Source organism: Catellatospora sichuanensis, from assembly GCF_007483665.1.
Classification (GTDB): Bacteria; Actinomycetota; Actinomycetes; order Mycobacteriales; family Micromonosporaceae; genus Catellatospora; species Catellatospora sichuanensis.
The window spans coordinates 276,646-289,780 of sequence record NZ_VIQO01000023.1 but is presented as its reverse complement, the minus strand read 5'-3'; the positions used below and the strand labels follow the sequence as shown (position 1 = coordinate 289,780).

At 72.3% G+C, this 13,135-nt stretch carries 11 protein-coding genes; 8 read left to right on the top strand and 3 right to left on the bottom strand.

Annotated elements, in window-relative coordinates:
• Nucleotides 1-61: 61 nt before the first annotated feature.
• From dhaK to FLL47_RS29450, 7 genes are all read left to right on the top strand, one after another.
• Nucleotides 62-1,060 (top strand): dihydroxyacetone kinase subunit DhaK, encoded by a 999-nt coding sequence (gene dhaK / locus FLL47_RS29480; RefSeq protein WP_144124651.1) that lies wholly within the window; start codon nt 62-64, stop codon nt 1,058-1,060.
• Nucleotides 1,061-1,062: 2 nt separating this feature from the next.
• Entirely contained in the window at nt 1,063-1,704 is a 642-nt protein-coding gene (gene dhaL, locus FLL47_RS29475) for a dihydroxyacetone kinase subunit DhaL (protein WP_144124648.1), read from the top strand.
• Nucleotides 1,701-3,293 carry a putative PEP-binding protein gene (locus FLL47_RS44825; protein WP_144124645.1) on the top strand — a complete coding sequence of 531 codons (1,593 nt, stop codon included), beginning with the start codon at nt 1,701-1,703 and terminating at the stop codon, nt 3,291-3,293. Before dhaL ends, FLL47_RS44825 begins: the two co-directional genes overlap by 4 nt.
• A gap of 223 nt (nt 3,294-3,516) precedes the next feature.
• The gene (locus FLL47_RS29465) at nt 3,517-4,383 is read left to right on the top strand and encodes an MIP/aquaporin family protein (protein WP_144124642.1); all 867 of its coding nucleotides are present in this window, start codon (nt 3,517-3,519) and stop codon (nt 4,381-4,383) included.
• Between the two features lie 37 nt (nt 4,384-4,420).
• Nucleotides 4,421-5,938, top strand: coding sequence for a glycerol kinase GlpK (glpK, locus tag FLL47_RS29460; protein WP_144124639.1), 1,518 nt, complete (start codon nt 4,421-4,423; stop codon nt 5,936-5,938).
• A gap of 10 nt (nt 5,939-5,948) precedes the next feature.
• Nucleotides 5,949-7,649 carry a glycerol-3-phosphate dehydrogenase/oxidase gene (locus tag FLL47_RS29455; RefSeq protein WP_144124636.1) on the top strand — a complete coding sequence of 567 codons (1,701 nt, stop codon included), beginning with the start codon at nt 5,949-5,951 and terminating at the stop codon, nt 7,647-7,649.
• 19 nt (nt 7,650-7,668) lie between these two features.
• Entirely contained in the window at nt 7,669-9,126 is a 1,458-nt protein-coding gene (locus tag FLL47_RS29450; RefSeq protein ID WP_144124633.1) for a M1 family metallopeptidase, read from the top strand.
• A gap of 215 nt (nt 9,127-9,341) precedes the next feature.
• Here the strand turns inward: FLL47_RS29450 and FLL47_RS29445 are convergent, their stop codons facing one another.
• Entirely contained in the window at nt 9,342-10,664 is a 1,323-nt protein-coding gene (locus FLL47_RS29445) for a chloride channel protein (protein WP_144124630.1), read from the bottom strand.
• A gap of 24 nt (nt 10,665-10,688) precedes the next feature.
• Entirely contained in the window at nt 10,689-11,615 is a 927-nt protein-coding gene (locus FLL47_RS29440) for a DUF5996 family protein (RefSeq protein WP_186315976.1), read from the bottom strand.
• A gap of 71 nt (nt 11,616-11,686) precedes the next feature.
• Between FLL47_RS29440 and FLL47_RS29435 the strand changes: the two genes are divergently transcribed.
• On the top strand, nt 11,687-12,436 hold the full coding sequence (locus FLL47_RS29435; RefSeq protein ID WP_144124628.1) for an AAA family ATPase: 750 nt from the start codon (nt 11,687-11,689) through the stop codon (nt 12,434-12,436).
• On the opposite strand, the gene FLL47_RS29430 is transcribed toward FLL47_RS29435, so the two are convergent.
• Nucleotides 12,433-13,098: a class I SAM-dependent methyltransferase gene (locus tag FLL47_RS29430; protein ID WP_144124625.1), complete on the bottom strand. Its 666-nt coding sequence runs from the start codon at nt 13,096-13,098 to the stop codon at nt 12,433-12,435. The genes FLL47_RS29435 and FLL47_RS29430 overlap by 4 nt on opposite strands.
• Nucleotides 13,099-13,135 lie beyond the last annotated feature (37 nt).

The window sequence follows — 13,135 nt, the reverse complement described above, 5'->3', positions numbered from 1 at the left end:
GCGACGGTCGCGTCCCCGGGTTGCCTCGATGCGCCCGGGACGCCGTGAAGGGAGCCCGGCCGTGAAGAAGTTCATCAACCACCCCGACGCGGTGGTCCGGGAGGCGCTGGTGGGCCTGGCCGCGGCCCATCCGGAGCTGCGGGTGGACCTGGAGCAGCAGATCGTGGTCCGGGCCGACGCGCCCCGGGCCGGCAAGGTCGGACTGATCTCCGGCGGCGGGTCGGGCCACGAGCCCCTGCACGCCGGATTCGTGGGGCTGGGCATGCTCGACGCGGCCTGCCCCGGTGAGGTGTTCACCTCGCCGGTGCCCGACCAGATCCTCGCCGCGGCGAAGGCGGTCGACGCCGGGTCGGGGGTGGTGCACATCGTGAAGAACTACACCGGCGACGTCATGAACTTCCAGATGGCCGCGGAGCTGTCCGGCGACGAGGGCATCGAGGTGCACTCGGTGCTGGTCGACGACGACGTGGCGGTGGAGGACTCCACCTGGACCGCGGGCCGCCGCGGCACGGGCGCGACGATGCTGGTCGAGAAGATCGCCGGCGCGCTCGCCGAGGAGGGCGGCGACGCCGCCTCGGTGGCCGCGCTGGGCACCCGCGTCAACGAGGCCAGCGCCTCGTTCGCGATCGCGCTGACCGCCTGCACCACGCCCGCCGCCGGGCGGCCCGGTTTCGAGCTGGGCGAGGACGAGATGGAGGTCGGCGTCGGCATCCACGGCGAGCCGGGCCGCCGCCGCGAGAAGCTGCGGCCCGCCCGTGACATCGCCACGATGACGCTGGAGGCGATCCTCGCCGCCAAGCCCGTCGCCGCGGGCGAGGACGCGATCGTGCTGATGAACGGGCTCGGCGCGACCCCGCTCATCGAGCTCTACCTGCTTTACGGCGAGGTCGCGGGCCTGCTGGAGTCGGCCGGGGTGCGCATCGCGCGCAATCTCGTCGGCAACTACGTGACCAGCCTCGACATGGCCGGCATGTCGCTGACGGTGTGCCGGGCCGATCCGGAGCTGCTGCGCCTGTGGGACGCCCCGGTGCGTACGCCCGCGCTGCGCTGGGGGGTCTGAGGATGGATGTCGCGCTCGCCAAGGCCTGGCTGGACACGGCCGCGGACGCCATCGCGGCCCAGGCCGATCAGCTGACCACGCTGGACGCCGCGATCGGCGACTCCGATCACGGCGTCAACATGAACCGCGGCTTCGGCGCGGTGCGCACCGCGCTGGCCGGGGCCGAGCCCGACGGGGTGGGGGCCGTGTTCGTGCTGGCCGGCTCGACGCTGGTGTCGAAGGTCGGCGGCGCGTCCGGGCCGCTGTACGGCAGTGCGCTGCGGGCGCTGGGCAAGGCGCTGCCGGACGGGCCCGAGGTGGACGCGGCCGCGTTCGGGGCCGGGCTGCGCGCGGGCCTGGAGGCGCTGCGCAAGCTGGGCGGGGCCGCGCCGGGCGACAAGACCATCGTGGACGCCTACCTGCCGGCGGTGGACGCCTACGACGCGGCGGTGCGCCAGCACGGGCAGGACGGAGACGGCGGGCTGGCCGCGGCCGCGCGCGCCGCCGCGGAGGCCGCGGCCGAGGGCATGCGCGCCACGGTGCCGCTGCAGGCCCGCAAGGGGCGCGCGTCGTACCTCGGCGAGCGCAGCATCGGGCACCAGGACCCGGGCGCGACCTCGACCTGGCTGATCTTCCAGGCCCTGGCCGACGCCGCCGCGCCATGAGGCCCGAGGTCTACTGCGGGGTCGCGGGCGCGCCCGGGGTGGCGGTGGGCCGGTTGCGTCATCTCGCGTACGGGGCCAACGGCGAATCGGTGTCCGCCACCCCGGACCAGGTCGGGGCGGCGTTCGACGCGGTCGCGGCCCGGCTGCGCTGCACCGCGCAGGGCATGCGCGCCCGTGGCGAGAACGGCACTCCCGCCGACATCCTGGAGGCGACCGCGCTCATCGCGGACGACCCCGACCTGCGTTCCGCCGCGATCGGCGGGGTCGAGAACGGCACCCCGGCGGACCGTGCGGTGCTCGACGCGGCGGAGCGGTACGCGGGGGTGCTGGCCGCGCTGTCGGACCCCACCCTGGCCGCCCGTGCCGCCGACGTGCGCCAGATCGGCCGCCGCGTGGTCGAGCAGCTGCGGTCCGAGGCCGGGCCCCCGGCCGGGCCGGAGGATGAGCCGGTGATCCTGGTCGCCGAGGAGCTGGGCGCGGACGACCTGCTCGATCCGGCGGTGCCGGTGGTGGGCGGGGTCTCGCGGCTGGGCGGGCCGAACGCGCACGTGGCGATCGTGGCGCGGGCGCTGGGCGTGCCGCTGCTGTTCGGGGTGAACGTGCCGGCGTCGTCGGCGGGCCGGGAGGCGGTGCTCGACGCGGTCGTGGCGACGCTGACCGTGTCACCGACGCCGCATCGGGTGGAGGCCGCCCAGCGGGCCGCCACGGCGGCGCGCCTGCGGCGCGAGGAGCTGGCGGCGCTGCGCGGCCGGCCGGCCGTGACCCGGGACGGCACCCCGGTGACGCTGCTGGTCAACGTCTCCACCGCGGCGGACGCGGTGGCGGGCCTGGCCGCCGGGGCGCAGGGATCCGGGCTGATCCGCACCGAGGTGGCCTTCCTGAACACGCGGCACTGGCCGACCCGGGCCGAGCACGCCGCGGCGCTGCGGCCGGTGCTGGCGGCCCTGGCCGGGCACCGGGCCACCGTGCGCACCCTCGACTTCGCACCGGACAAGCTGCCGCCGTTCCTGTGGGGCACCTCGTCGCGCCATCGCGGGCTGGCGCTGATGCTGGACGCCCCGCAGTCGCTGGCGGACCAGTTCGCGGCCATCCTCGACGAGGCCGACGGCGCCCAGCTGCGCGTCATGATCCCGATGGTCGTCTCGGTCGCCCAGTTGGACCGGTGCCGGGAGCTGCTGAACGCGGCGGCGGCCGAGCGCGGTGTGCCGGTGCCGCCGCTGGGCGCGATGATCGAACTACCGGAGGCGGTGGTGGTGGTCGACGAGCTGGCGGCGGCGGCCGACTTCCTCTCGATCGGCAGCAACGACCTGACCGCGGCGTTGCTCGGGCTGGACCGGCGCGATCCGGCACTGACGCCCGGCCGGATCGCCGACCCGGTGGTGCTGGCCGCGGTCGTCGCGGTGGTGCGCGCGGGCCGCCGGCACGACCGGGACGTGTCGGTGTGCGGCGACGCGGCGGGCGACCCGGCGCTGGTGCCGCTGCTGCTGTCGACGGGCTGCCGGACCCTGTCGGCGGCGCCGACGGCGCTGGACGAGGTGCGGGCCGCCGTTCGTGACACGACGCTGGATCCGTCGGGGCCGACGACATAAAACCCATTCAGTACGCATCACCCCCGACGATCGCATACCCGGCAGCGGGTATCGGAGAGCGATCTAGGCTGGACGCGATTCGTTCTATGCTGGACACGTAGCGCGAGTGGATCACCGTTTTCGGTGGTCGGCGGCGGTTCTCCTGTCGCGACGGCACACGACGTACGCGCGCCGCACGGCCTCGCCGCCCCTACCCGCGGATACCACTGGGGGGCGGACAGACATGGCAAGTTCCGGGACGGCAGAAAAGGCGGTCGCCAGGAAAGGACTGTGGCGCGAGCTGAGCGCGGAGTTCGCCGGCACCATGATCCTGATTTTGTTCGGTGTCGGTGTGGTGGCACAGGTGGTCGCGGGTGGGCTCGGCGACCACGACAGTATCGCCTGGGCCTGGGGCCTGGGCGTGACGCTGGGCGTCTACACGGCCGCGCGGATCAGCGGCGCGCACATCAACCCGGCGGTGACCTTCTCCCTGGCGATCTTCAAGGGATTCCCCTGGGCGAAGGTCGTGCCCTACATCATCGCGCAGATGCTCGGCGCGTTCGTGGCGGCGTTGATCGTCCGCTGGAACTACACCGAGATGCTGCACGCGGTCGATCCCGGGCTGACCATGAAGACGCAGGGTGTCTTCTCCACCCTGCCCGGCAACGGCTCGCTGCCGATCGACATCTGGGGCGCGTTCCGCGACCAGATCATCGGCACGGCGATCCTGCTGTTCATGGTGCTGGCGCTGACCGACCTGCTCAACCTGCCACCGCTGGCCAACCTGGCCCCGCTGATGATCGGCCTGCTGGTGGTCGCGATCGGCATGGCTTGGGGCACCGCGGCCGGCTACGCGATCAACCCGGCCCGCGACTTCGGGCCCCGGCTCGCGTCTTATCTGACCGGTTACGAGTCCGCCTTCAGAGATCAGTATGGGAATCTCTATTTCTGGGTGCCGATCCTCGGACCGCTCATCGGCGGCCCGCTGGGTGCCTGGCTGTACCACCTCCTGATCGGCCGGTACCTGACGGCTGAGCAGGTGGAAGAGGCGGACACGCCGGTCGGCACGGTCGGTGTGAAGGAGTCCGGCACGTCCGAGAACAACGCGTGAGCAGAGCCGACCAGGACGTTCAGGGAGAGGACGCGAGATGGCTGACTTCGTGGGTGCGATCGATCAGGGGACGACGAGCACACGGTTCATGATCTTCGACCGGGGCGGCAACGAGGTCGGCAAGCACCAGCTGGAGCACAAGCAGTACCTGCCGCAGGCGGGCTGGGTGGAGCACAACCCGCTGGAGATCTGGGAGCGGACCAGCGCCGTGATCCGCACGGCGCTGGCGCAACGCAAGCTGCAGGCCTCCGATCTGGCCGCGGTCGGCATCACCAACCAGCGGGAGACCACCGTGGTCTGGGACCGCCGGACCGGGCGGCCCTACTACAACGCCATCGTGTGGCAGGACACCCGCACCGACCGCATCGCCTCCGCGCTGGACCGCGACGGCCGCGGCGACACCATCCGGCGCAAGGCCGGGCTGCCGCCCGCGACGTACTTCTCCGGCGGCAAGATCCAATGGATCCTGGAGAACGTCGACGGCGTACGCGAGGCCGCGCGAAGCGGGAACGCGCTCTTCGGCAACACCGACACGTGGACGCTGTGGAACCTCACCGGCGGGGCCGACGGCGGAGTGCACATCACCGACGTGACCAACGCCAGCCGCACCATGCTGATGAACCTGGAGACGCTGGACTGGGACGACGAACTGCTGTCGTTCTTCGACATCCCGCGCGAGATGCTGCCGGAGATCCGGCCGTCGTCGGACCCGTCGCTGTATGGCAAGACCAGGGCCAACGGCCCGTTCGCCGGGGAGATCGCGCTGCCGGCGTCGCTGGGCGACCAGCAGGCGGCCACGGTGGGGCAGGTGTGCTTCGCGCCCGGCGAGGCGAAGAACACCTACGGCACCGGCAACTTCATGCTGCTCAACACCGGCACCGAGCTGGTGCGCTCGAAGTCGGGCCTGCTGACCACGGTCTGCTACAAGTTCGGCGACCAGCCCGCGGTGTACGCCCTGGAGGGCTCCATCGCGGTGACCGGCTCGGCCATCCAGTGGCTGCGCGACCAGCTCGGCATCATCAGCGGCGCGGCGCAGAGCGAGTCGCTGGCCCGGCAGGTCGAGGACAACGGCGGCATGTATTTCGTGCCCGCGTTCTCCGGCCTGTTCGCGCCGTACTGGCGCTCCGACGCCCGCGGGGTGATCGTCGGCCTGTCCCGCTTCAACACCAACGCGCACCTGGCCCGCGCGGCCCTGGAGGCGATCTGCTACCAGTCCCGCGACGTGGTCGAGGCGATGGAGAAGGACTCCGGCGTGCGGCTGGAGTTCCTGAAGGTCGACGGCGGCATCACCGCGAACAAGCTGTGCATGCAGCTGCAGGCCGACATCCTCAACGTGCCGGTGAGCAAGCCGGTGGTCGCCGAGACCACGGCGCTGGGCGCGGCGTACGCGGCCGGGCTCGCGGTGGGCTTCTGGCAGAACACCGACCAGCTGCGCGAGCAGTGGCACGAGGACCAGCGCTGGGAGCCGACCTGGACCGACGAGCAGCGCGAAGTGGGCTACCAGGGCTGGAAGAAGGCCGTCGAGCGGACCCTGAACTGGGTCGAGGTCGGGTAAGGGGCCCACGATGGACGTCGTCGCGCTTTCCGCTGAGTCGCGCCGTCAGGCGCTGGCCGACATGGCCGCTCGTGAGCTGGACATCCTGGTGATCGGTGGGGGCGTGGTCGGCGCCGGTGCGGCGCTGGACGCGGTCACCCGCGGCCTGACGACGGGGCTGGTCGAGGCGCGGGACTGGGCGTCGGGCACGTCCAGCCGGTCCAGCAAGCTGATCCACGGCGGCCTGCGCTACCTGGAGATGCTGGACTTCGGGCTGGTCGCCGAAGCGCTGAAAGAGCGGGCGCTGCTACTGACCCGGCTCGCCCCGCACCTGGTCAAGCCGGTGAAGTTCCTCTACCCGCTCACCCACCGGGTGTGGGAGCGGCCGTACGTCGGCTCGGGCGTGCTGCTGTACGACACGATGGGTCTGGGCACCGGCAGCGGCCGCGGCGTGCCGCACCACCGGCACCTGAGCCACCGGCGGGCGTTGCGCGAGGCCCCGTGTCTGAAGAAGGCCTCACTGGTCGGCGCGGTGCAGTACTGGGACGGCCAGGTCGACGACGCCCGGCACACCATGACCGTGGTGCGCACCGCTGCGTCCTACGGCGCGATGGTCGCCAACCGGGCCCGGATCACCGAGTTCCTGCGCGAGGGCGAACGGGTGGTCGGCGCGACGGTTGAGGACATCCTCAGCGGCGAGACTTACGACATCCGCGCCCAGCAGGTGATCAACGCGACCGGCGTATGGACCGACGAGACGCAGCGGATGGCCGACACCCGTGGGCAGTTCCACGTGCGCGCCTCCAAGGGGGTGCACCTGGTGGTGCCGCGCGACCGCATCCAGTCGCGCACCGGGCTGATCCTGCGCACCGAGAAGAGCGTGCTGTTCGTGATCCCGTGGGGCCGGCACTGGATCGTCGGCACCACCGACACCGACTGGAACCTGGACCTGGCCCACCCGGCGGCCACCGCGCGCGACATCAGGTACATCCTGGAGCACGTGAACTCGGTGCTGGTCACGAAGCTGACCATGGCCGACGTCGAGGGCGTCTACGCCGGACTGCGCCCGCTGCTGGCGGGGGAGTCGGAGGAGACCAGCAAGCTGTCCCGTGAGCACCTGGTCGGGCACCCGGTGCCGGGGCTGGTCGTGATCGCCGGCGGCAAGTACACGACGTACCGGGTGATGGGCAAGGACGCGGTGGACGAGGCGGTGCGCAGCCTGGACCAGCGGGTCCCGGAGTCGATGACGCACGAGGTCCCGCTCGCCGGGGCGGAGGGCTACAAGGTGCTGTGGAACCGGCGGCACCTGCTGGCGCAGGAGTCGGGGCTGCACGTGGTGCGCATCGAGCACCTGCTCAACCGGTACGGCTCGATGATCCATGAGCTGCTGCGGCTGGTCGCCGACGACCCGTCACTGGCCGAGCCGCTGCCCGGCGCCGACGACTACCTGGGCGCGGAGGCGGCCTACGCGGCGTCGCACGAGGGGGCGCTGCACGTCGACGACGTGCTGGCCCGGCGCACCCGGGCGTCGATCGAGACCTGGTCGCGCGGCGTGCAGGCGGCCCCCACGGTGGCCCGGCTGATGGGTGGCGTGCTGGGCTGGTCCGACAAGGAGATCGAGCAGGAGATCGAGGTCTACACGGCGCGCGTGCAGGCCGAGCGGCAGTCGCAGGAGGAGCCCGACGACGAGTCGGCGGAGCAGGTTCGGCTGGCTGCGCCCGATCTTGGCTGACCGCCTCTACTGTGATTTCATGCGAATTGTCCCAGTAGTGCGTGATATCAGAATTTGGAGCGCCACCCTGCTGGCGGGCGCACTGCTGCTGGGCGGGTGCACGGGGTCACCGCCGCCCGCCCGGCCCGGGCCGATGGGCATCGAGCCCGGTCTGGAGGGCGACACCCCGGCCGAGGTCGACCTGGCCGGGATCGGCGACCCGTACTTTCCGTACTACGGCAACGGCGGCTACGACGTCACGTCGTACGCGCTGAAGGTGAAGTTCGACCCGGCCTCCGGGCAACTCGACGGCACCGCCACCGTCAAGGCCCGGGCTACCGTGCCGCTGGACCGCTTCCACCTGGACCTCATCGGCCTCACCGTGGGCTCCGTCGTGGTCGAGGGGGATCCGGCCGAGGTCAAGCGGGACCGCGACGAATTGGTGATCACGCCGACGAAGCACATCGACTCGGGGCAGGCGTTCACCGCCGTCATCACCTACGGCGGCAAGCCCGGCGAGACCCGCGAGCGCGACGCCGACCACAACGGCTTCTTCGTCGGGCGCGACGGCGCCGTCGCGGTCGGCGAGCCCCAGTCCGCGGCGGCCTGGTTCCCGGTCAACGACCATCCGCGGGACAAGGCGCTCTACACCATCGACCTGACCGTGCCCAACAAGCTCAGCGGGCTGAGCAACGGCGTGCTCAAAGGCAAGAAGACCGACGGCGACTGGACCACCTGGAGCTGGAACGTCACCTCCCCGATGGCCTCCTACCTGGCCACCATGGTCGTCGGCGACTACCGGGTGACGCAGACCGAGCACCGGGGCAAGCCGGTGATCTACGCGGTGGCGACGAGCGTCCCGGCGGGTGAGGCAGACCGCAACCTGGCGCGCACCCCCGAGGTCGCCGACTTCCTGGAGAGCCTGTTCGGGCCGTACCCGTTCGACGCCTACGGCGGCATCGTGGTCGGCGACAGCCGGGTCTCCGACGAGCTGGAGAACCAGACCCGCCCCATCTACCTGCCCAAGACCTGGGAGAAGGGGCCGGACACGATCATCCTGGCGCACGAGCTGGCGCACCAGTGGTTCGGTGACAGCGTCTCGGTGCAGAACTGGCGCGACATGTGGCTCAACGAGGGCTTCGCGACGTACGCCGAGTGGCTGTGGGACGAGCACCAGGGCGGCCGTACCGTGCAGGAGCACTACGACCGGCGCTACCGCGACCGCAAGGACCGGATGTGGCGGGTGCCCACCGCCGACCCGGGCAGCGACGGCATCTTCTCCAGCAGCGTCTACGAGCGCGGCGCGATGACCCTGCACGCGCTGCGCAAGCTCGTCGGCGACGAGAAGTTCTTCACCATCATGCGCACCTGGACCGCCGAGCAGCGCGACGGCAACGCCAGCACCGCCGAGTTCGTCACCCTCGCCGAGCGCATCGCCGCCCGCCCCCTCGACGCCTTCTTCCAACCCTGGCTCTACGGCAGAACCCGCCCCGAATAACCCGCCGCCGTGCCGCGCGGCGCAGCGCAGCGCGCTTGACCATCGGACTTGCCCGGCACCTGTGCGTATCTTGAGCACGCATTCGCCCATCTGCCGGGCAAGTCCGATGACCTTGGTGCGGCTCGCGACGGGCGGCGCGGCACGGCACGGCACGGCACGGCCCGGCCCGGCGCGGCGCGGCCGCGGGGTGAGGCGGGCCGGGCCGGCGGGTGCGGTCAGGGCTGGCGGGCGCGGCGGGCGAGGCCGTGTTCGACGAGATGTTCGGTCAGGAAGGCGACGACGGTGGCGATCAGGACGACCGGGGTCATGCTGAAGCCGGCCGGGCCCAGTAGGAGAACGACGAGGACCACGGCGCTGACGGGCAGCGGCAGCATGGCGACCGTGGCCGCGGCCATGCCGGCCGCCATCGCCGGGACCGCGCCGAAGCCCGGCAGCGGGCCGGCCAGCACGCCGAGTACGCCGCCCAGGGTCACCGCGGGGAAGATCGGGCCGCCGCGCAGCGCGGCCAGCGACAGCGCGTAACCCAGGCCCTTGAACAGGACCAGGGCCAGCAGCGCGGTCTCCGGCCAGGCCGTGGGGTCGGCCGCCATCGCGGCGAGCGTCTGCTGGCCCGACAGTGCGACCTCCGCCGGGGACCGCCCGGTGATCAGGGCGTACGCGGCCGCGCACGCGCCCACCCCGAGCGCGGCGAGCACGGTCAGTTCCAGCGGCCGCGCGGTGACCCGCGGGGCGAGGTGCTTGGCGAGTCCGCGTACGAGCCGGATGCCGATCGCCGCGACGACCGCCAGCGGCAGCGCCCACAGCAGGTCGCCGAGGTCGGGCCGGACGGGCACGGCGGGGATCGGCAGGTTCAGCGAGCCGATGGGCAGGCCTGACCACAGGCCGACGCCGGTGAACACGATCGAGCCGACGCCCGCCGCCAGCAGGCAGGGGATCACCACCGCCGACAGCGCCGCGCCGCTGAGCTGCACCATCTCGATCAGCAGCACGGCGGCGACGACGGGGCTGCCGAAGATCGCGGCGATGGCGGCCGCCGCGCCCGCCCCGCTGACGATCATCGCCGGGCGGCTGCCGGGTTCGACGCCGAAGACGTGCGCGGCCAGCAACGCAAGCCCGCCGCCACCGGCGATCAGCGGGGCCTCCGGTCCGAGCACCGCGCCCAGCGGCAGGCTGATCAGCGCCGCCACCAGCACCCAGGGCAGCTCGCTGGGGCGCGGCGGTGCTCCGCCCATGCCGTCGGCCGGGGTGTGCCCGCCGTGGCCCGGAGCCCAGCGGGCCACGGCGCCGACACCGAGGCCCGCGAGCGCCAGCAGCGGCAGCGGCCACCACCAGGGCGGCAGGTCGCGACCGGTCAGCGCGTGGGGGAGGTCGTGCCAGAGCCGGTGCTCGGCCTCGTGCAGTACGGCCAGGAAACCGAAGGCCACCAGCGACACCGGCACGCCCAACAGCCCGGCGATGCCCAGGACACGCAGGTACTCCGGTTGCCGGACGAGCGCGGTCTCGCGGTCCGCTGCCTGCTGCTGTGCCAAGTCCGACATGTCACCACGCTAGGCGGTTCCACCTCAGGATCTTGCGTAGACGGCGGATGACACCTCCAGCGCGTGCCGGTCCCAGGCGGCGAGCTCGGCGGCAGCCTCGTAGGTGCACTGCAGGAACGCCATCAGGGTCGCGTCCGGATCGTCGGCGGTGCGCACCACCTCGTACGGGAGCAGGAACTCGCCCAGTTCCATGTCGTAGACGGCCTGCTCGGGCAGAACCGGCCAGGCCTGGAAGCCGGGCGGCTCGGGGTAGGCGTACGAGTAGAACGCGCCCTCGGCGCCGCCGCCCGGCCAGAAGCCGCAGCTGCTCACCTCGTGGCTGTAGGCCAGCCGGCTGACCCGGTCGGGGCAGTTGGGCACCCCGCCCGGGTGCGGCGGCGCCTCCTCGCCAGAGAACCGGGTCACCGTGAGGTCCAGTGCGCCCCAGAACAGGTGCACCGGGCTCACCTTGCCCTGGAAGCGGCCCCGGAACGCGGTGAACACCCGGTGCGCCTGCACCATCGCCAGCCAGAACCGGTGCGCGGCGGCCGGATCGTACGCGCAGTGCTGGTCGTCCTCGGCGAACGGGATCGCCACCGGCAGCTCCACCGGCCGGGCCATGATGTCGACCGGCATGCCGAGGGAGTCCAGGGCTTCGATCACCGCCGCGTGGAAGTCGGCCACGCTGCGCGGACGCAGCTCCACCTCGCGGTTCTCACCGCCGGTGGTGTGCAGGTCGAGCACGTGCCGCTGGAAGTCGAACGTGATCTCCAGACCGGCCGAGCCGTACGGCATCAGCGACGTGGTGAAGCCGCGCACGTCGACGTAGAGCGGCACCTGCCACCAGTGGTTGACCATCGGCTCCAGCGCCAGCCGCACCTTGCCCACCACCTGGGTCCACAGGTGCAGCGTGTCTCGTGTATCCGACCACTGCGCGAGCGTCAACGCAGGCCAGACCCCCTTGCTGGTCACACCCTCAGCATGCCGGAGCCGGGCCGGGCGCGGCGGCCGTTCGGCGGGGCCGGCGGCGTTACGGTCGGGGGATGGCGAAGGCGGGCGGCGGGTTCCTGCGCTGGGTGGAGCTCGACGAGGACGGGGTGGACCCGGCGGCGTATCCGTTCGCGCTGCCGGTGGTGGCGGGGCTGCGCAAGGCCGGACGGCTGGAGCTGGACCCGAAGGTGACGTTCCTGGTCGGCGACAACGGCACGGGCAAGTCGACCCTGGTCGAGGCGATCGCCGTGGCGGCCGGGTTCAACCCGGAGGGCGGCTCGCAGAACTTCGACTTCGCCACCCGGGCCAGCGAGTCCGTGCTCGGCGAGCACCTGACGCTGGTACGCGGGCTGCGCAAGCCGCGCACCGGGTTCTTTCTGCGGGCGGAGTCGTTCTACAACGTCGCCACCGAGATCGAGCGCCTGGCCGTGCAGGGCTCCTACGGCGGGCGCAGCCTGCACGAGCGCTCGCACGGCGAGTCGTTCCTGGACCTGGTCACGCACCGGTTCGGAGCGCAGGGGCTGTACCTGCTCGACGAGCCGGAGGCGGCGCTGTCGGTGTACGGCTGCCTGGCCGTCATCGCGCGCATCCAGGAGCTGACCGCGCAGGGTTCGCAGTTCGTCATCGCGACCCACTCGCCGATCCTGCTGGCCGTGCCCGGGGCGTGCATCCTGCAGCTCGACGGCGGGGGCGGGATCACCCGGGTCGGCTTCGACGAGGCCGAGCCGGTGTCACTGACCCGCTCGTTCCTCGCCGAGCCGCAGCTCTACCTGCACCACCTGCTGTCCGGACCGGACGCCTAACCGCCGAGCCGGAACACGTTGATGCGGCTCAACTGCGCGTCGATGAAGGTCAGCGCGCTGCCGGCGTCGTAGGTCGCCACCTGCACCAGCTCCTTGGCGGGCAGGTAGTCCCGGCCCGGGTCGCCGACGTACACCGACGCGCCGCGGTCGGCGGCCCGCCGCAGGAACGGCAGCACCCGCTCGGCCATCTCGTCGCTGTAGAAGACGTCGCCGGCCAGCACCAGGTCGGCGTCGCCGCCGTCGCCGTCGAGCAGGTCGCCCTGTCGGCCTGTCACGGTCACCCCGTTGGCCCGCGCGTTGAGCTCGACGGCCGCAATGGCGTACGGGTCGATGTCGTTGGCGGTCACCGTGGCCGCGCCGGCCAGCCCGGCCGCGATCCCGACCAGCCCGGAGCCCGCGGCGAGGTCGAGCACCCGGCGTCCGCGCGCCACCTCGGGATTGTCGAGCACATACCGTGCCACGCCCTGGCCGCCGGCCCAGGCGGACGCCCAGAACGGGGTGGGCATGGCCTGTCCTGCCTCGGCTTCCATCCGGGCCCACCACACGATCGCGTCGACCGCGAGGTGCAGGCGGATCTCGGGCACGAGGGGCACCGGAGTCAGCGAGAGCCGGTCGAGCGCGTCGCTGTGCGCCGGAAGTGTTTTGTCCTTTAGGTCATGCATTGCGTAATCAACGCGACCTGTCACTCGCCCAGCATGC